Raw genomic sequence first — 18,638 nt, 5'->3', positions numbered from 1 at the left:
AACACGACCATGGCACTCACCGGAATCACCGGAACGGTCTCGACCTCCGTCCCCGCCACCACGGCCACCACGGCTGCTCCCAAGCAGACGATGGACAGCGACATGTTCATGGACCTCTTGATCAAGCAGCTCCAGAACCAGGACCCGTCGTCGCCGATGGACACCAACGCGATGATCACGCAGACGACGCAGCTCGCTCAGATGCAGCAGATCACCGCGAACACGACCACCGGCAACGAGAACTTCTCGTTGCAGATGCGCATCTCGGCGGCGAACCTCGTCGGCAAGCAGGTGTCGTACGACGACGCCTCGGGCAACTCCGTGACCGGGACGGCCACCGCCGTGTCGTTCGCGAACTCGGTGCCGACCGTCACCGTCGGAGGCAAGTCGATCGCCCTCGACTCGATTTCCGGCGTCATCGACCAGACTTCCGCCACTTCGGCGGCAGCGATCGCCGCGGCAGCCGCCGCGTCGGCCGTGTAGAACCCTCCCCGCTCTTCTCCCCACACCACACCTTTCGAAAGGCACTGACCATGCTCCGTTCGCTCTACTCCGGCATCGCCGGCCTCCGCGCCCACCAGTCCATGCTCGACGTGACCGGCAACAACATCGCCAACGTCAACACCGTCGGCTTCAAGTCGTCCTCCGCCGTGTTCCAGGACACCCTCTCGCAGATGACGCAGGGCGCCGGCGGACCGCAGGAGGGCCTCGGCGGCACGAACCCCGCCCAGATCGGCCTCGGCGTGCAGGTCGCCGGCATCTCGACGAACTTCTCGCAGGGCTCGGCGCAGTCGACAGGCAAGGCCACCGACCTGATGATCTCGGGCGAGGGCTTCTTCGTCACCCGCAACGGCAACCAGAACGTCTACACCCGCGCCGGGTCGTTCGACTTCGACGACCAGGGTCGCCTGACCACCCCCGACGGCAAGATCGTCCAGGGCTACCCGGCCACCGACGGCGTCGTCAACGAGGGCGGCGCGCTCACCGACCTGACCCTGCCGGTCGGCCTGACCAACCCGGCCCAGGCCACCACCAAGGCGACCGTCGCGGGCAACCTGCCCTCCGACGCCGCCACCGGCACCGTGCTGACCCGCGACGTCGACGCCTACGACACCGCCGGCAACAAGCGCACCCTCGCGCTGAACTTCACGAAGACCGCGGCCGGCTGGGACGTCGCCGGCAGCGACGGCACCGGAGCCACCGGCACCACCTCGCTCGCCTTCACGAACGGCACCCAGACCGGCGCCAGCTCGGTCAGCGTCGCGGGCGTGACCGCGGACCTCTCCGGCGTCACCGGCTACGCGACCCTCTCGACCGTCGCCATCTCCGACGTCGACGGCCGCCAGGCCGGCACGCTCGACGGCTACACGATCTCGAAGGACGGCACGCTCGTCGGCTCCTTCTCGAACGGCCAGTCGGCGAGCCTCGGCCGCATCGCGCTCGCCACCTTCACCAACCCCGCGGGCCTCGAGAAGGTCGGCGACTCGGGCTACACCGTCACCGCCAACTCCGGCCAGGCCACCCTCGGCGACCCGGGCAGCGCCGGCCGCGGCGCCCTCTCCGGCGGCGTGCTCGAGATGTCGAACGTCGACCTCTCGCAGGAGTTCACCAACCTGATCGTCGCCCAGCGCGGCTTCCAGGCGAACGCCCGCATCATCACCACCAGCGACTCGGTGCTCGAGGAGCTCGTCAACCTCAAGCGCTAGCTCCTGCGTTCCATCGCGGCTCGCGCCGCACGACGTATCCCGGACAACCAGACCCGCCGCGGCAGGTCCTGTTGTCCGGGATACGTGTTTTGCGCCCGCAACCCGAAGCGCCGAGAGCGTGGGATGCGCGGGGCCGGCGTCATCGCGTGGGTGCCGCCGTCAGATCCACCGGCGTCGCTTCGGACTCCGTCGTGCCGCGCGTCACGGTGACGTCGACCTCGTCGGACCCGAGCGGCACGAAGACTTGCGACGTGCCGCCCGCCGGGACCATGCGGCAGCCGATGATCCGCCCGTCCTCGTCTCGCACCTTGATGACCGTCCTCGCCTCGGCCTTGACGTCGAGAAGTACGCGTGATGCGTCGCGGTAGACGGCCTCGGCCTTCGGCGCGTCGGGGAGGAGAGCAGGATCGATCGCGCCGAGGTCGAACGGGGTGCCCGGTGTCTCGTAGGCGTCCTTCTTCTGCGTGGCCGTGTAGGTAGCGGCGACCCTCGGCAACGGGATGTCGAAGGTATGCGACGAGGCCTCGAGATCGGCCGTCGCGACGCCGTTCCCTCGGGCGTCGTACAGCCGCACTCGGGCACCGACCTCGCCGGTGACGGTTACATCGGCACGACCGGTATCCGCGTGCTCGACGATGTCGACCTCCGGGGCGCCGAAGCTCCGGCGGTCGTCGGCCTCGAACGGCACGATCACGGGTTCGTCGGACCCGTGGTACACGTGCAACTCGAGGGCGTTCAAAGCCCCCGGACTCAGCTGGACGCTGCCGCGGATCTTCCCGTCGGCGCCGACGGTCGCGTTGTCGTTGTCGCCGTTGTCCGGGTTGAACAGGACGTAGAAGCCGTCCTCGGTCGAACCGGAGAACGTGACGAAGGCCTTGACCGTCTTGATCCCATCGTCGGCGATGCGGACCTCCTCGAGGACAGGGACAGGGACTGCGACTGCGGCGGTCGTGGTCGTCGAGGTCGGGGGAGTCGTGGCCGCGAGCGCCGGGGTCGCAGCGAGCGGCGCCAGGCAGAGCCCGGCGACGAGGGAGAGGGAGAGAGTTTTTTTCACGACTCGAAATACTACATACGAAAGTCCGGACGAAGGATGCAGGCCCCCGCGCCTAACGCCCCCGCACCCCCGGCCGATAGAGAGATGTAGCAGCGCAGGAAGCGCTCTTCGCGGGACACGGATGGACCGCGAGAACACAGACCTAGGACGGGCCGATGATCGTTGTCACACGACTCAATGACAGTCAGTTCGCGATCAACCCCGACTTGATCGAGCGAATCACAGAGAACCCCGACACCACCCTCGTGATGGTGGACGGAGCGAAGTACATCGTCCGGGAGTCGATGGCCCAGGTCATCGACCTCGTGGCCCGATACCGCTCCCGCATCGTGTCGCTCGCCTACGTGCGGGAGGACCACGAGCAGCCGCAGCCGGCGCTCGCCCTCGTGCCGAACGATCCCGCCCCCTTCACCCGGAAGGGGATCTGACATGGATCCGGCCACCCTCATCGGCGCCGTCCTCGCCTTCGGCGCCCTCATCGGCATGATGACGATCGAGCACGTCTCGATCATGTCGATCTTCCTACCCGGTCCGCTGATCCTCGTGTTCGGCACGACTCTCGGCGTCGGCATCGCCTCCGGTGCGCTCAAGGACACGATCAACTCGTTCAAGGTGATCCTCCCGTCGATCCTGGCGAAGAAGCACGATGCCTCGAAGGCCATCGACGACCTCGTCTCGATCGCCGAGAAGGCGCGCGCCAACGGACTCCTCGCCCTCGAGCAGGAGGCCGAAGGCGTTGACGACCCGTTCCTCAAGGGCGCGCTGCAGAGCGTGGCCGACGGGACCGACGGCGACGAGCTCCGCGAGCTGCTCGAGGACGAGATCCAGGGCCGGACGGCCCAGGCCCGTCAGGGCGCGAAGTTCTTCATGAGCATGGGCGGCTACGCCCCCACCGTCGGCATCATCGGCACCGTCGTGTCGCTGACCCACGTGCTCGAGAACCTCTCTTCGCCCGACAAGCTCGGCCCGCTGATCGCCAGCGCCTTCATCGCCACGCTCTGGGGTCTCATCAGCGCCAACCTCATGTGGCTGCCGCTGGCCGGCCGCGTCAAGCGCGTCATGGAGCTCGAGGTCACCCGCATGACGCTGCTCATGGAGGGCGTGCTCGCCATCCAGGAGGGCACGCAGCCTCGCCTCCTCGGCTCGCGTCTGCGCGCCATGGTGCCGAAGGTGGACATGCCCGCCGAGGGCAAGGTCGTCAAGTCGAAGAAGGTCACCGAGAACGAGGACGTGGCGGCGTGAGCAGCCGCCGCAAGAAGGGTCACGCCGAGGAGCACGGGGACGAGCATCCCGACGAGCGCTGGATGGCGTCCTACATGGACATGATCACGGTCCTCATGTGCCTCTTCATCGTCCTGTTCGCCATGTCGAGCGTCGACCAGCACAAGTTCATGGCGCTCAAGGAGTCGCTGGCCACCGGCTTCGGCGAGACGAAGACGAACAAGATCGACACCGCGTCCGGCACGGTCGTGAAGGCCGCCGACGCCACGAAGGACGGCAAGGGCTACTCGGTCAGCAAGACGGACGCGACGACGACCTCCGCGACGGACGGCGACTCCAAGACGAACAAGACCGCCGCCCAGGACGGCAGCTCGGCGACGGCCGCTTCCACGGCCGCACCGAGCGCCGCTCAGGTCGCCGCTTCCGCGGTCGCCGCCGCGCAGGCCGCCTCGGCTCCGACCGCCAAGCAGACCGCGGCCAACATGAAGCTCGCGCAATCCGAGGTTGACAACCTCACGGCGATCGAGAAGCAGATCAGCCAGAACCTGGCCGCCGAGGGCATGACCCAGGACGTCCAGTTCACGATCGACTCGCGCGGGCTGACCGTTCGACTCGTGGGATCCGAGACCTTCTTCGATTCGAACTCGGCCACCCTGTCGACGATCGCGAAGTCGGTGATGAACGCCATCGCCCCGGTCCTCAAGACCTCCGGCCACAGCGTCTCGGTCGAAGGCCACGCCGATTCCCGGCAGTCGACCGCCCCCTACGCCACCAACTGGGAGCTCAGCGCGGCGCGGGCGACCGGCGTGCTCCGCGACCTCGTCGAACGCGGGGGGATGCCGGCCGACCAGATCCAGTCGGTGGGCTACGGCTCGAGTCGCCCCCTGACGACGGGGACGTCCGACGCCGACCTGGCGAAGAACCGCCGCGTCGACATCGTGGTCCTCTCCAACCAGAAGGACGACGTCAACGCGCTCATCCCCCAACTCGCCGCAGCGGAGGCCAGCGCCACGAAGTAGCAGCGAGGAAGCAGGAGAACACACGCGGGAGAGAGCCCTCGTCCACCGAGTAGTCAACTCATCGAGGCATTTTCCTAACGGGGTCCGGGGTCCGGCCGATAACTCTTCACGTGACCCTCCTCGACAACACCACCACGAGCATCCCGGGCAAGCCCGCGCGCTCGGTCGAGGTGTACGACTTCCTGCGTCCGACGACGCTGGCCCGAGAGCACTCGCGTGTCCTCGAGCTCGGCTTCGAGACGTTCGCCCGCCAGTGGGGAACGCAGCTCACCGCCAAGGTGCGCGTGCTCTCGCAGGTCACCTGCGAGCAGGTCGTCATGACCACCTACGACGAGTTCGCCGCCGGCCTGCCCGCCACGACCGCCATGGTCCTCTGCCCCCTCGAAGGCTCGAGCGCCAAGGCCGTCATCCAGTTCCCGTCGGCCGCCGCGCTCGGCTGGGTCACCCACATGCTGGGCGGCAACCACGCGCAGAACCTCCCCGAGCGCAAGTTCACGCCCATCGAGCAGGCCCTCGTGCGCCGCCTGATGGACGACGCCCTCGAGGATCTCCGCTACTCGCTCGGCTCGCTGCTCGTCGCCCCGATCTCCGTCGGCGGCTTCCAGTACAACTCGCAGTTCGCCCAGGCCGCGGCCAAGAGCGACCTGATGATCGTCGCCTCGTTCGAGATCCGCGTCGGCGACGCCGCGGCCCCGGCCACGCTGGCGATCCCCGCCGAGGTGCTCCTCCCGCAGCTCGGCGACGCCAACCCCACCTCGACCACCGCCAACGCCCGCGAGCTCGTCGACGCGCAGCTCGCCGCCGTCCCGGTCGACGTCTCCCTCCGCTTCGTCTCGGCCCCGATCCTCCCGAACGAGATCCTGGACCTCGCCGTCGGCGACGTCCTCCCCCTTCCGCACCCGGCTCACCGCCCCCTCGACGTCACGATCGACGGCATCGCCATCGGCCGTGCCGCGGTCGGCGCCAACGGCTCGCGCCTCGCCGGCATCATCGTCACCACCGAAGAGAGACTCGCATGACCACGACCGTCACCGCCCAGCACACGGCGGCCGCCAAGGCCCTGGCCGGGCTGCTCCCCTCGAGCGTCCCGCTGGTCACCCAGCTCGCCGCCTCCGTGCCGTTCGAGCGCCTCGGCAGCGCGGTCACCGCGTCCTTCGTCGGCACCGTCTCGGCCGACTTCGCCCTCGTGGTCACCGACCTCGGCTCCGTCGACGCGACGCCCGACGCCCCCCGCATCGAGCAGACCGACCTCCTCCGTCCGGCCCTCGACGCCGCGGCCGCCGCGCTCGGCGTGGGCGTGCTCGGCGAGGTGCGCACCGCGAGTGCCACCGAGCTCGCCGGCGACGTCGACAGCATCACCTTCGAGCTCGTCGACGCCGGTCGCCCGGTCGGCTGGTTCGTCATCCGCGTCCGCGAGAACGGCACCGTCATGGCCCCCGCGTCGACCATCGCCCCCACCGCCTCGGTCGGCGGCCGCCTCGGCCGCATCAACAACGTCGAGATGGCCCTGACCGTCGAGATCGGTCGCACCCGCATGTCGGTCCGCGACGTCCTCGGCCTCGAGCCGGGCGCCGTCATCGAGCTCGATCGCTCGGCCGGCGCCCCCGCCGACGTGCTCCTCAACGGCCGACTCATCGCCCACGGCGAGGTCGTCGTCGTCGACCAGGACTACGCCGTCCGCATCACGCAGATCCTCGACCTCGCCGAGGGACAGAACTGACGATGGACACCCTCTTCACCGGCCTCCGGGTCGTCGTCTCCCTCGGCGCCGTGCTGGGTCTCCTCTGGGTGATCCACCGCAAGGTGTCGAAGTCGGGGCGCGTCTCGAAGTCCGCGAAGCACGTCACCGTGGTGGCCCGTCAGGGCATCTCGGGCAAGGCGAGCGTCGCGGTCGTCGACGTCGAGGGTGTCCGCTACGTGCTCGGAGTCACCGAGCACGCCGTCAACGTCCTGAGCACCGGTCAGGCTCCTGCCGACGCCCGGGTCACCGCCCTGGCCCCGGTCGCCGCACCCCTCGAGACCGTCGTCGCTCCGGCGGCCCCCTCCTTCGAAGAGGCGCTCGACCTCGAGCAGAGACGGCAGGATGCCCCCGCCGTCGTCGTCGCGGACGCCCCCGCCTTCGACCTCCCGCTCGCCGGCCGCGCCCACGTCGGCCCCGCCTCCCACGTCGCTGTCCCGGCCCTCGGCTCCCGCCGGGCGGCCCGAGCCACCCGCGTCCCGACGCCGCCCTACCGCCGGGGCGTCGCCGCGGCCTCCACCGCCGCGCCGCGTGCGACTCCGGCCGCTCCCCTCGCCGGCTCCATCCTCTCGGCGAGCACCTGGAAGCAGGCCGCCGCCGCCATGAGATCGCAGAAGCGCGCATGACCCGCACGCCCACCCGTCGCACCACCTGGTCGGCGGCACCGTTCGCCGCGCCCACGGTGGTCCTCTTCGGGTCGCAGTCGCCCAGCCTCGTCGGCCGTGCATCCCACCTGTTCCGCTCGGCCGCGCAGTACTCGTTCGCGTTCCGCCTCCTCGGCTACGGCGCCCCTCGGCCCGCGAAGCTGACGACCTCGGTGAAGCTGCCGGTGTCCCGCCAGGAGCGCACGGCGCGCATCCTCCGCCTCACCCTGATCGTGGTGGCCGTGCTGGCCCTCGTCGCCGGCTTCGTGCTGCTCGCCTCCACCGGGGCTCACGCCGCACCGGTCGCACCCGTCGACCCCACGGCTCCCGCGACTCCGACCCCGGTCCCGACCGCGGGCAGCAACGGCGTCTCGGTGAACATCAACGGACCCGACGGCACCCCGTCGACCGCGATCGTCACGCTGCTCGGCATCACGCTGCTCAGCGTCGCGCCGGCCCTGCTCCTGATGATGACCAGCTTCACGAAGATCTTCGTCGTGCTGGCCATGACCCGGAACGCCCTCAGCCTCCAGTCGATCCCGCCGAACCAGGTGCTCGCCGGACTCGCGCTGTTCCTGTCGCTGTTCATCATGGGTCCCGTCCTGATGCACGTGAACGACCTCTCGCTCCAGCCCTACCTCGCCGGGAAGATCGACTTCCAGCACGCCATCTCGCTCGCCGAAGGGCCGATCCGGGGCTTCATGGCCCCGCACACCCGCGAGCAGGACATCGCCCTGATGACCCGCGCGGCGCACAAAGCCAACCCCGCCAGCATCGACAAGACCCCGATGCTCACGCTGATCCCGGCGTTCATGATCTCCGAACTCCGCAGCGCCTTCATCATCGGCTTCGTCATCTTCGTGCCGTTCCTCGTCATCGACCTGGTCGTCTCGGCCGCGCTGATGTCGATGGGCATGATGATGCTGCCGCCGGTCATGATCTCCCTCCCCTTCAAGATCCTGCTGTTCGTGCTCGTGGACGGCTGGGGTCTCATCATCAAGAGCCTGATCGAGAGTTACAACTGATGAACAGTGCTGGAGTCCTCGACATCGGTATCCAGGCCCTCCTGGTCGCCGGCAAGCTGGCAGCGCCCGTCCTGATCACGTCCCTCGTGGTCGGGTTCGCGATCTCGCTGCTGCAGTCGATCACGCAGATCCAGGAGCCGACGCTCGCGTTCGTGCCCAAGGCCATCGCGGTCGCCATCGCCCTCGTGGTGTGCGGCAGCTGGATGATCTCGACGATGGTGCAGTTCACGACCACGCTCTTCGACCGCATCCCCTCGCTCCTCGGCGGTTCGTGATGGGAGGTCTCGGTGCGAGCTTCTCGATGGACTCCATCGAGGCCGTCATGCTCGCCGGGGTCCGCATCGTGGTCTTCATGGTCATCGCGCCGCCGTTCAACTTCAAGGGCATCCCCGCGCAGGTGAAGGCGCTGATCGGTCTCGGTCTCGCGCTCGCCGTCTCCGCGCACGTGGTGCCCGGTTACCACTCGCTCGACACCGGACACTTCCTCGTCGCGCTGGTCCTGGAGCTGGTGACCGGGGGGATCCTCGGTTTCCTCGTCTGGGTGATCTTCGCCGCGATCCAGTCCGCCGGCAGTGCCATCGACCTCTTCGGAGGCTTCCAGCTCGCTCAGGCCTACGATCCGCAGCAGAACGTCAACGGCGCCCAGTTCACCCGCCTGTTCCAGATGACGTCGCTCGTTCTGATGTTCACCACCGGGGGATACCTCCTGGTCATCGGCGGTCTCCTCCGCACCTTCGATGCGATCCCGATCGGCGGCGCCATCTCGCTCGCCCACCCGATCGAGATGCTCACGAACGTCACCGTGCAGATGTTCCTCGCGACCCTCCAGATCGCCGGACCCCTCATCGTCGTGCTGTTCCTCGCCGACGTCGGCCTCGGCCTGCTCACACGGGTCGCCCCCGCGCTCAACGCCTTCCAGATGGGCTTCCCGCTCAAGGTCATGATCTCGCTCGGCCTCGGCGGAATGGTCTTCATCGGCCTGCCGTCGCTCGTCTCCAACCTCTCCGGCCAGGCGTTCCAGGCCCTCGTGGGGGTGAGCTAGATGTCCGACAGCGGCGAGAAGACCGAACAGGCCACCGAGAAGCGGATGAAGGAGGTCCACTCCAAGGGCCAGCTCTCCAAATCCCAGGACCTCAGCGCGTGGATCGGCGTCGGCGCGGCCATCGTCGCGATGCCCGCCGCCATCTCCCGCGGTGCCGCCGCCGGCTTGGCCCAGATGGCCACCGTCAAGGACGTCATCGCCGACCCCACCGTCGACCGCGCCAAGCAGGCGCTGTACTCCGACCTCGGCGCGATCGGCGGCATCGTCCTGCCCATGCTGATCGTCGTCGGCGTCGCGGTGCTCGTGACCGCGATCGTGCAGGGCGGCGTGCACATCAAGAAGTTCAGCGGCAAGTTCGACCAGTTCAACCTGCTGAACGGCATCAAGCACACCTTCGGCACGCAGGCCCTCTGGAACGGCGTGAAGACGCTGCTCAAGACCGCCGTCGTCGGACTCGTGCTCTGGGTCGCGATCCGCAACGTGCTGCCGGTCTTCGAGAGCGGCACGTCCCTTCCCCTCGACGTGCTGCTGCAGGCCGCGAAGGGCGGCGTCTCGTCGCTCGTCGCCGCCGCGGTCGCCGCGGGCCTCGTGCTCGCCGGCCTCGACGTCATGGTCGTCATGCGCCGCAACCGCAAGAAGACCCGCATGACGAAGAAGGAGGTCAAGGACGAGCACAAGTCGTCCGACGGCGACCCCCTGATCCGCCACCAGCGCCGCCAGCGCGCCCTGGCCATGAGCCGCAACCGGATGATGTCGAACATCGCCGATGCGGACGTCGTCATGGTCAACCCCACCCACGTCGCCGTCGCCCTCAAGTACGAGCCCGGCCGCTCCGCCCCCCGCGTCGTCGCCAAGGGCGCCGGCGAGGTCGCTCGCGGCATCCGCGAGAAGGCCGAGGAGCTCGGCGTCCCGATGGTCAAGGACATCCCCCTGACCCGCGCCCTCCACGCCGCCTGCGAACTCGGCGACGAGATCCCCGTCGAGTACTACTCGCCCGTGGCGCGAGTGCTCACCTTCGTCATGGCCCTGAAGGCGCGCGGCAGTCGCAGCGCCCAGGGCGTGCATACGATGCCCGGCGGCACCATCCCCGCCCAGCCGGAACCCGCATCCCCCGACTCATCGCCCGTCTCGTCCCACCCCGTCGTCGCCGGAGGCCTCGCATGAAGAATCTGCCCAAGCTGGTAGTCCCGATCGGTGTCGTCGGCATCGTGCTGCTGCTGGTCGTGCCCGTGCCGTCGTTCCTCCTCGACAGCCTCATCATCTGCAACATCATGCTGGCGCTGGTGATCCTGCTGACGACGATGTTCGTGCGGAAGCCGATGGACTTCTCGGTCTTCCCGTCGCTGCTGCTCGTCGCGACGCTCTTCCGCCTCGGCCTCAACGTCGCCTCGACGCGTCTCGTGCTCAGCCAGGGCTTCGCCGGCGACGTGATCCAGGCCTTCGGGCACGTGGCCGTCGCAGGCAGCGTCATCATCGGCGCCGTGATCTTCCTGATCCTCGTGGTCATCCAGTTCGTCGTCGTCACGAAGGGTGCCGAGCGCGTGGCCGAGGTGGGCGCCCGCTTCACCCTCGACGCCATGCCCGGCAAGCAGATGGCCATCGACGCCGACCTCAACGCCGGCCTCATCACCGACGTCATCGCCAAGCAGCGCCGGGCCGAGGTCGCCGGCGAGGCCGACTTCTACGGCGCCATGGACGGTGCGTCGAAGTTCGTCAAGGGCGACGCGATCGCGGGAATCCTGATCATCATCATCAACCTGATCGGCGGGATCGCCACGGGCATGATGTCGGGCGGTCTGTCCATCACCGACGCCCTCAGCAAGTACGGCATCCTCACCATCGGCGATGGTCTCGTCACCCAGATCCCCGCCCTGCTCATGGCCGTCTCCACCGGCATGATCGTGACCCGCTCGAACGCCGAGTCCGACCTCGGATCCACCGCGTCCAACCAGCTCACGCAGTCGCGCACCGCCATCACGATCGCGGGAGTCGCGGCCATCGGCATGGCGTTCATCCCCGGCATGCCCATCGTCCCGTTCATCGTCATCGGCGGCCTCCTGCTCTTCATCGGCCAGCGCATCAAGACGAAGAAGAAGGCCGAGGCCGTGGCCGCCGAGCTCGCCGCGGTGAACGCCGTCGTCGCCCCGACCGAGACCACCGACGACCTGCTCGAGCAGATGCGCGTCCACGCCCTCGAGATCCTGCTCGCCCCCGACCTCGTCGACATGGTCTCCGGCGCCTCCGACGACCTGCTCGGCCGCGTCCGCGCCCTGCGCCGCAAGGTCGCCATGGAACTCGGCGTCGTCGTGCCGCCGGTCCGCACCCGCGACAACGTCGAACTCCCGCCGTCGACCTACTCGATCCGCATCGCCGGCGTCGAGGCCGGACGGGGCATCGCCCCCGCGGGCAAGGTGCTCGCGCTCGGCGACCTGCTCGACGCGCTCCCCGGCACCTCCACCGTCGAGCCCGTCTTCGGCCTCTCCGGCAAGTGGGTGCCCGCCGAGATGCGCCACTCCGCCGAGATGACCGGCGCCACCGTGATCGACCGCGTCTCCGTGCTCGTCACGCACCTGTCGTCGATCATCTCCAACAACGCCGACCGACTGCTCAGCCGGGAGGACGTCCGCGTCCTCGTCGACGGGGTCAAGACGATCAACCCGTCCGCCGTCGACGACCTGGTGCCGGGGATGCTCAGCCTCGCCGAACTGCAGCGGGTGCTCCAGGGTCTGCTGCAGGAGCAGATCCCGATCAACGACCTCGGGCGCATCTGCGAGGGCCTCACCCTCCGGGCCAAGGTCTCCACCGACCCCGAGGGACTCATCGAAGCCGCCCGTGCCGCCCTCGGCCCCGCGCTCGCCGCCCAGTACCTCGACGGCACCGTCCTCCGCGTCATCATGATCGACCCCCTGCTCGAGCAGTCGATGCTCGAGGGGCTCCGCCCGTCCGAGCAGGGCACGCAGATCATGCTCGACGGCGCCCGGCTCGAGGCGATCCTGTCGTCGCTCAAGTCCTCGGTGGCCATGGTCGAAGAGGCCGGCAAGTCGGCCGTCCTGGTCTGCGCCCCGCAGCTGCGTCCCGCGATCCACCGCCTCGTCTCCACCCAGAACAACGGCCTGCCCGTGCTCAGCTACCAGGAGGCCACCGCGGCCGGCTCCACCATCGAGACCGTCGGGGTGGTGCGCGGTGAGAGCGCGCTCGCTGCCTGACACCCGGCTGCCGCGCGACGTATCACGGACAACGAGACGTGCCGCGGCGCGTAGTAGTGTCCACCACACGTATCACGGCAGCGGCCAGCCAGCGCAGAGGAGGCGAGCATGAGTCCCGAGCGCGCCCTCCCCGAGCGCGTCGTCGTCACCGGCAAGACGCTCGACGACGTCGCCGAGCAGGTGCGCCTCGAGCACGGCCCGAGGGCCCGCATCGTCGAGGCCTCCCGCGTCACGTCCGGCGGCATCGGCGGCCTGTTCGCCAAGAAGTACGTCGAGGCCACCGTCGAGCTGCCGCCGCGGGGGCGCCGCTCCTCCCGCGGTGACGTCTCGGGTGCATCCCTCGACCCCGACTCGGCCGCCGCTCAGCAGGTCTTCGCGCCGTCGCCCGCCCAGCGCGTCGGTCTGGCGGCGCTGCTCGCCGATGCCGAAGAGGCCGAGGACGCCTTCGCCGAGATCGACGAGACCCCGCCCGAACCGGCGGTGTCGACCCGTTCCCCCGCGTTCGCCGAACTCATGGACGACCTGGCCTTCAACGGCGTGGCCCCGGGGGATGCACCCGCCACCCCCTCCGCCGCCCCGGTCGAGTTCGCTGCCGCGCCGTACACGGCCGACGCTGCTCCCGCCGACGCCGTGGCCGCCGATGCTGCGGCCTCCGATGCCTTGCCCGTCGACGCTGCCGTCCTCGGCGTCCCGGGTGCCGCCGCCGCCGCCGTGCCCACGGGCCGCCGCGCCGCCGCCACCGAGCCGGACGCGCCGTCGCGTGCCGCCCCGCTGGTGCGCCGCCCGGGGTCTCCCGCCGTGGCCACCGCCACCCCGTCGTCCGTGTCGCCCTCCTCGCTCGCCCCGGCCCTCCTCGACGGCCCCGGCGACCTGATCTGCGTGCTCGGCCGCCGCGAGGACGTCGTCGCCATCGCGCAGGCCATGGCCGACAGCGGTACCGGTCCGCGGGCCGCGGTCCGAGTGGCCGGCACCGCCGCGACCGGTCGGTTCGTGGCGGTGGGGGATCGCCGCAGCGCCCTCGAAGCGCGGGCATCGGGAGTCGAACTGGACCGCGCGACCATCGTCGCCGTCGGCTGGGACGCGAGCGGTGCATCCCTCGCTGCCGCCATCGCGCCCGACCAGATCTGGATCGCCGTCGACGCCGGCCGCAAGCACGCCGACTCCGAACGCTGGGTCGCCCGGGTCACCGCCCTCGTCGCGGCGGACGGCCTCGCCGTGATCGGCCTCGACGACACGTCCACCCCCGAGACCGTCGAGCAGCTCGGACTGCCCATCGGCTGGTCGGGAGCCTGACGCCCGTCTTCGCGAATCTCCGCCGCCGTTCCCGGTAGTCTTCAGGGATGCTGGTGCTGACACGCAAGGTCGGGGAGAGGATCCTCATCGGTGACGACATCGTCCTCACCATCCTCGATTCCCGGGGCGATGGCATCCGGGTCGGCATCGACGCTCCGCGCGGCATCAAGGTGCAGCGCGAAGAGGTCGTGCGTGCCGTGACCGAGGCCAACGTGGAGGCCGCTGCCGCCGACCCCGGTGCCGAGGCGCGCATCCGCGATCTGCTGGCCGGTGGTGGTGCGGCTTCTGGTGGTGCTGGTGCTGTGGTTTCTGGTGCTGCTGCTGCTGCTGCTGCTGCTGCTGGCGCGGCTGCTGCCCCTGCCGATGCTGCCTCTGGTGCCCTTGCCGGTGCCGACGCTGTTGCTGGTGCCGATGCCGATGCGGCGGCTCCTGCCGCTGACGCTTCCGCCGAGGAGCCCGCATCCCCCGCTCCTGCCCCTGCTCCTGCCCCCAGGCCGAAGTCCCCTCCCTCCCAGGCCTAGGCCTCCCCGCCTCCCCGCAGCCCTTCGTGTCGCAAATCGCGAGCGATCCGCCGCATCTCGGCGCCGCGGCCCCGACTTTCCGGCCCGCCGCCGCGGATCGCTCGACATTTGCGTCCCGCCTGCCGCCCGCCGACGAGTTCGACGGAGATCCGTCCAGCGGCGGCCGCCCGCGCCCGGCGTGGACACTCCGCTCGCACCGAATCCGCCTTTTTCGGCGTCGCAGGGCTGGAACCCGCTGCTCCGTCGCAAATCGCGAGCGATTCGCCGCGCGTCCGCCGGACGGCCCCGAGTTCTCGGGCGTCGGGGCGCGGATCGCTCGACATTTGCGCACGCACCGACGCGGGAACAGCCGGCACCGCACCCACCGAACCGGCGCGGCAGCAGACGCACTACCGCGCCCCGAACACGCTCCGCGACGGCTCCGGCGACGGCACGGCGGTGGCATCGGTGACGACGGGCGCCCCGGCGATGAAGTCGCGCAGCTCGCGCCCGGCGACGACCTTCGCCGGCAGCGGGTCGGACGAGTAGATCCGCGGCATGACGTCCGTCGGCAGCGGCGACGATGACGCGATCAGCACCACGTTGCCGAATCGCCGGCCCTTCATCGTTGCGGGGTCGGCCACCGCGGCGACGTGGTCGAACACCGTCGAGAGGGTCGACGCCTGCCCCCGCGCGAACGCGAGCCCTGCGCCATCGGCCGAGTTGACGATCAGGAACCCGCCCGGCGCCAGGAAGCGCGACGCCTCCGTGTAGAACTCCAGCGAGGTCACGTGAGCGGGGATCCGCGACCCGCCGAACACGTCCACCACCAGCAGGTCGACGGTCGCGTGCAGCCCGGCCGGCAGCTTGTTCATCACCTCGCGGGCGTCGCCGTAGCGGATGCGCAGCGACGCTCCGCGAGGCAGCGGCAGCTCGGAGCGCACCAGGTCGACGAGGTCCTTCTCCAGCTCGATGACCTGCTGGCGAGATCCGGGGCGGGTCGCCTCGACGTAGCGGGGGAGCGTCAGCGCACCGGCCCCGAGGTGCAGAGCGGTCACGGGACCGTCGGGCAGCAGGTCGATCGCGTGCCCGATCCGGCGCACGTACTCGAACGCGAGGTGCGTCGGGTCGTCGAGGTCGACGTGCGACTGGGGCGTGCCGTCGACGATCAGCGCGAACGAGCCGGGGTTGTAGCGGTCGGGCTCGATCCGAGCCTGCCCCGCCCCGATCGTGATCGACGAGTCGCCCGAACCGTTGTCTGCCATGCGACAAGCCTCCCACGCCCCGCCCCGACCGAGCCGGGCGCCCCGACCGAGCCGAGTGCCCCGACCGAGCCGGGCGCTCCGACCGGGCGCTCCGACCGAGCGCCCCGAGCCGAGCGCCCCGACCGAGCCCGAACCCCGAAACCGAGAGCGGGGGATGCCCGCCCCGATCTCCACCCGGATCCCCCTCGGTCTCCACCCTGGGGTGGTGGGCCGCCCGCTGCCCCGCGGCGAGGCTGGAAGCACCTCGAAACCCGTCCGGCGCCCACCGCCGCCGGGGCCCGAGGCCCCTCCACTTCGACGAAAGGCACCCCATGTCCGCCCAGCTCTTCACCAACGTCGTCCTCGGTCTCGTCGTCGTCGGCTACCTCGCGTACCGGCAGATGCGCTGGACCCGCACCGACCGCACCTCCGTCTGGAAGACCCCCGCGATCCTCGGCATCGTCGGCATCGCGATGCTGGGCTCGGAGGCGTCCAAGCTCAGCATCACCGCCGTCGACATCGCGCTCGTCGCCTTCAGCCTCGTGAGCTCGATCGTCATCGGCCTGATCATGGGGCGCATCACGCACTTCCGCGTCGCGTCCGCCCCGGACGAGAAGGGCCGCACCATCGAGTCCCGTACCGGCGGTCAGGGCGCGGCGCTCTGGATCGTCATGATCGCCCTCCGCGTCGGCACGGACGTCGCCGGCTCGATGCTCGGCTCGCAGCTCATCACCGCCACCGGCCTCATCATCCTGTCGATCGGCATCAACCGCGCCGCCTCCGCGCTGATGATCGACGGCCGCCTGCCCAAGACCATCCACTCGATGGCGTGAGCCGCCCGCACGACGGCGCCGCCCGCCCGCACGACGGCGCCGCCCGCCCGCACGACGGCGCCGCCCGCCCGCACGACGCGTACGACACGACGCACGGCATGATGGCGGATGTGACGACCACGCCTCCCGCTTCGCCCCGCCCCGGTCTCAGCCCCGTGCTGAACCTGGCCGGGGCCGTCGTCGTCGGCTACTGGGTCGCCACCGAGTACGTGATCGGGGCCACGAGCAGCCCCGTCCTGCTGGCGACGGTCGCGGGCCTCGCTCTCGCCGGCTGGGTGGTCCGGGCCTACCTCCGGAACGGGATCGTCCGCGACGTCGCCGCCGCCGTCATGATCCTCGGCGGCGCGTTCCTGGTCGTCCCGACCATCGCCCTGATGATCACCCCCGTCATCATCGCCGTCGCCGGCCTGACCGCCGAGCTCCGCCATCGGATCGGCGTGGGCATCGTCGCCGCACTGGTCGCGGCCGCGATCGTGGTGGTCACGGCTCTGCTCCAAGGCCACGACTCGTCCCTCCTCCTCGGCACCATGGCCGGCCTCGCCCTCGGTGTGGTGGTGGGCATCACCCGGCGGCAGGTCGCCGCGGCCGAGGTCCGCGAGCGCGAGCTCCTCACCCGCACCCTGGAGATCGAGCGCGAGCAGCAGCGCAGCGCGCTCCTCGCCGACCGGGCGTCCGTCGCCCGCGACATCCACGACGTCCTCGCGCACAGCCTCGGCGGGCTCGTGATCCAGCTCGACGCGGTCGAGGCGCTGCTCGAGGCGGGGCGGATCGACGACGCCGCCTCCCGAGTGGCGGCGGCGCGCACCCTGGCGGCGGAGGGGCTCGGCGAGGCGCGGCGGGCGGTGGCGACCCTCCGCGACCCCGGGCGGCACGAGCCCGGAGTCGAGGAGCGGAACGACGTGCTCTCGGGTGCGGACGCGATCGACCGCCTGCTGTCAGCGCATGAATCCCTGGGCGGCGCGGTGGTGGCCGAGGGCACGGGCGCCCTCGCCCGCCCGGACGCGGCCCACCGGCGTGCCGTCGCGGCCGTGCTCCGCGAGGCGTTGAGCAATGCCCGTCGCCACGCGCCGGGGGAGACGGTGGCGCTCGCCGTCTCGGAGGTCTCGCCGGGCATCCTCCGTCTCACCGTCTCGAATGCCCTGGCCGAATCCCCGGCGGGCGGTGCATCCCCCTCGCCGGAGGTCGCCGGACACGGCCTCCTCGGCATGCGCGAGCGATTCGCCGAGCTGCACGACGAGTCGACCCTCGACGCGGGCGAACGGGGCGGGCGCTGGGTCGTGACCGCGACGGTGCCGATCCCGCCAGGAGCGATGCAGACGACCGAGGACGCCGCATGACCATCCGGATCCTCGTCGCCGACGACCAGGCCATCGTGCGCGACGGCCTGGTCACGCTTCTCTCGCTGGTCGACGACTTCGAGGTCGTGGGCGAGGCTTCCGACGGGGCCGAGGCCGTGCGCCTGGCCGACGAGACGGTGCCCGACGTGGTGCTCATGGACCTCCGGATGCCCGAGCTGAACGGGGCCGAGGCGGCCGCCCGCGTGCTGGCGGCGCATCCCGCCGTGGCTGTGTTGGTGCTCACGACCTACGCCGACGACGAGTCGATCGTCGGCGCCCTCCGTGCGGGGGCTCGCGGCTACCTCACGAAGGACGCCGGCCGCGTCGAACTCACCAGCGCCATCAGGGCCGTGGCCGCCGGGCAGTCGACGTTCGACGCCTCGGTCGGTGCCCTGCTGGTCTCGAGCCTGACCGGAGGGGCAGGCGTCTCCGCTCCGGCAGGCGTCGACACCCCGAGGGCAGAAACGGGGGATGCACGCCCCGCCCCGCCCGCGCCCGGCCACGCCCCCGAGGCCCTCCGTCTCCGGCACCCCGACCTCACCCCGCGCGAGGCGGAGGTCCTCTCCCTCATCGCCGACGGTCTGGCCAATCCGGAGATCGCTCTCCGGCTCTTCGTCAGCGTGGCCACCGTCAAGACCTACGTGAACACGATCTTCGCGAAACTCGGAGTGAGCACGCGCTCGCAGGCGATGGCTCTCGCGCTGCGCTGAGGTCCGGGGTACGGATCGTGTCCTCCGGAATACGGGGTGCGGAAGTCCTGGCGGTTCCGCAGAATC

General features: G+C 70.4%; 20 protein-coding genes. 18 read left to right on the top strand and 2 right to left on the bottom strand.

From position 1 onward, the window contains the following. Positions 1-9 precede the first annotated feature (9 nt). Together ABEA39_RS09280 and ABEA39_RS09275 are read left to right on the top strand one after the other, a co-directional pair. On the top strand, positions 10-483 hold the full coding sequence (locus ABEA39_RS09280; protein WP_345375561.1) for a flagellar hook assembly protein FlgD: 474 nt from the start codon (positions 10-12) through the stop codon (positions 481-483). A gap of 50 nt (positions 484-533) precedes the next feature. Then, complete coding sequence (locus ABEA39_RS09275) at positions 534-1,706, top strand: flagellar hook protein FlgE (RefSeq protein WP_345375560.1); 1,173 nt, start codon at positions 534-536, stop codon at positions 1,704-1,706. A 139-nt stretch (positions 1,707-1,845) separates the two neighbouring features. On the opposite strand, the gene ABEA39_RS09270 is transcribed toward ABEA39_RS09275, so the two are convergent. Continuing rightward, the gene (locus ABEA39_RS09270; RefSeq protein ID WP_345375559.1) at positions 1,846-2,760 is read right to left on the bottom strand and encodes a hypothetical protein; all 915 of its coding nucleotides are present in this window, start codon (positions 2,758-2,760) and stop codon (positions 1,846-1,848) included. Positions 2,761-2,915: 155 nt separating this feature from the next. Here ABEA39_RS09270 and ABEA39_RS09265 point away from each other — a divergent pair, with 155 nt between their 5' ends. The 13 genes from ABEA39_RS09265 to ABEA39_RS09205 all read left to right on the top strand — a co-directional run bounded on the left by ABEA39_RS09265 (position 2,916) and on the right by ABEA39_RS09205 (position 14,469). After that, positions 2,916-3,188 carry a flagellar FlbD family protein gene (locus ABEA39_RS09265; RefSeq protein ID WP_345375558.1) on the top strand — a complete coding sequence of 91 codons (273 nt, stop codon included), beginning with the start codon at positions 2,916-2,918 and terminating at the stop codon, positions 3,186-3,188. A 1-nt stretch (position 3,189) separates the two neighbouring features. Further along, positions 3,190-4,002 carry a motility protein A gene (locus ABEA39_RS09260; RefSeq protein ID WP_345375557.1) on the top strand — a complete coding sequence of 271 codons (813 nt, stop codon included), beginning with the start codon at positions 3,190-3,192 and terminating at the stop codon, positions 4,000-4,002. Beyond that, positions 3,999-5,000, top strand: a complete 1,002-nt coding sequence (locus tag ABEA39_RS09255) for a flagellar motor protein MotB (protein WP_345375556.1) — start codon at positions 3,999-4,001, stop codon at positions 4,998-5,000. The genes ABEA39_RS09260 and ABEA39_RS09255 overlap by 4 nt, the downstream gene beginning before the upstream one ends. A 110-nt stretch (positions 5,001-5,110) precedes the next feature. Further along, complete coding sequence (locus tag ABEA39_RS09250) at positions 5,111-6,019, top strand: flagellar motor switch protein FliM (protein WP_345375555.1); 909 nt, start codon at positions 5,111-5,113, stop codon at positions 6,017-6,019. Further along, positions 6,016-6,720 carry a flagellar motor switch protein FliN gene (fliN, locus tag ABEA39_RS09245; protein ID WP_345375554.1) on the top strand — a complete coding sequence of 235 codons (705 nt, stop codon included), beginning with the start codon at positions 6,016-6,018 and terminating at the stop codon, positions 6,718-6,720. The genes ABEA39_RS09250 and fliN overlap by 4 nt, the downstream gene beginning before the upstream one ends. A 2-nt stretch (positions 6,721-6,722) precedes the next feature. Further along, positions 6,723-7,364 carry a FliO/MopB family protein gene (locus ABEA39_RS09240; protein ID WP_345375553.1) on the top strand — a complete coding sequence of 214 codons (642 nt, stop codon included), beginning with the start codon at positions 6,723-6,725 and terminating at the stop codon, positions 7,362-7,364. Beyond that, entirely contained in the window at positions 7,361-8,407 is a 1,047-nt protein-coding gene (fliP, locus tag ABEA39_RS09235; RefSeq protein ID WP_345375552.1) for a flagellar type III secretion system pore protein FliP, read from the top strand. Before ABEA39_RS09240 ends, fliP begins: the two co-directional genes overlap by 4 nt. Next, complete coding sequence (gene fliQ / locus ABEA39_RS09230; protein WP_345375550.1) at positions 8,407-8,682, top strand: flagellar biosynthesis protein FliQ; 276 nt, start codon at positions 8,407-8,409, stop codon at positions 8,680-8,682. The genes fliP and fliQ overlap by 1 nt, the downstream gene beginning before the upstream one ends. Positions 8,683-8,708: 26 nt before the next feature. Further along, a complete protein-coding gene (locus ABEA39_RS09225) occupies positions 8,709-9,449 on the top strand; it encodes a flagellar biosynthetic protein FliR (protein WP_345375549.1) in 741 nt (246 codons plus the stop codon). Then, positions 9,450-10,613, top strand: a complete 1,164-nt coding sequence (locus ABEA39_RS09220) for an EscU/YscU/HrcU family type III secretion system export apparatus switch protein (RefSeq protein WP_345375548.1) — start codon at positions 9,450-9,452, stop codon at positions 10,611-10,613. Further along, a complete protein-coding gene (locus ABEA39_RS09215; RefSeq protein ID WP_345375547.1) occupies positions 10,610-12,655 on the top strand; it encodes a flagellar biosynthesis protein FlhA in 2,046 nt (681 codons plus the stop codon). The genes ABEA39_RS09220 and ABEA39_RS09215 overlap by 4 nt, the downstream gene beginning before the upstream one ends. A gap of 108 nt (positions 12,656-12,763) precedes the next feature. Further along, complete coding sequence (locus ABEA39_RS09210) at positions 12,764-13,948, top strand: hypothetical protein (protein ID WP_345375546.1); 1,185 nt, start codon at positions 12,764-12,766, stop codon at positions 13,946-13,948. A gap of 47 nt (positions 13,949-13,995) precedes the next feature. Then, positions 13,996-14,469, top strand: a complete 474-nt coding sequence (locus ABEA39_RS09205; RefSeq protein WP_345375545.1) for a carbon storage regulator — start codon at positions 13,996-13,998, stop codon at positions 14,467-14,469. A 389-nt stretch (positions 14,470-14,858) separates the two neighbouring features. Here the strand turns inward: ABEA39_RS09205 and ABEA39_RS09200 are convergent, their stop codons facing one another. After that, positions 14,859-15,713 carry a spermidine synthase gene (locus ABEA39_RS09200; RefSeq protein WP_345375544.1) on the bottom strand — a complete coding sequence of 285 codons (855 nt, stop codon included), beginning with the start codon at positions 15,711-15,713 and terminating at the stop codon, positions 14,859-14,861. A gap of 311 nt (positions 15,714-16,024) precedes the next feature. On the opposite strand from ABEA39_RS09200, the gene ABEA39_RS09195 reads away from it, so the two are divergent. From ABEA39_RS09195 to ABEA39_RS09185, 3 genes are read left to right on the top strand one after another with little or no spacing between them, the layout of a single operon-like run. Further along, positions 16,025-16,525: a hypothetical protein gene (locus ABEA39_RS09195; RefSeq protein ID WP_345375543.1), complete on the top strand. Its 501-nt coding sequence runs from the start codon at positions 16,025-16,027 to the stop codon at positions 16,523-16,525. Beyond that, the gene (locus tag ABEA39_RS09190; protein ID WP_345375542.1) at positions 16,522-17,862 is read left to right on the top strand and encodes a sensor histidine kinase; all 1,341 of its coding nucleotides are present in this window, start codon (positions 16,522-16,524) and stop codon (positions 17,860-17,862) included. Before ABEA39_RS09195 ends, ABEA39_RS09190 begins: the two co-directional genes overlap by 4 nt. Continuing rightward, positions 17,859-18,572, top strand: a complete 714-nt coding sequence (locus ABEA39_RS09185) for a response regulator transcription factor (RefSeq protein ID WP_345375541.1) — start codon at positions 17,859-17,861, stop codon at positions 18,570-18,572. The genes ABEA39_RS09190 and ABEA39_RS09185 overlap by 4 nt, the downstream gene beginning before the upstream one ends. The last annotated feature ends 66 nt before the right edge of the window (positions 18,573-18,638 follow it).

This window comes from Frondihabitans cladoniiphilus (assembly GCF_039544345.1).
In the GTDB taxonomy this organism is placed as follows: Bacteria; Actinomycetota; Actinomycetes; order Actinomycetales; family Microbacteriaceae; genus Frondihabitans; species Frondihabitans cladoniiphilus.
The sequence above is the reverse complement of the archived record's forward strand: the minus strand, read 5'-3'. Positions and strand labels throughout refer to the sequence as shown.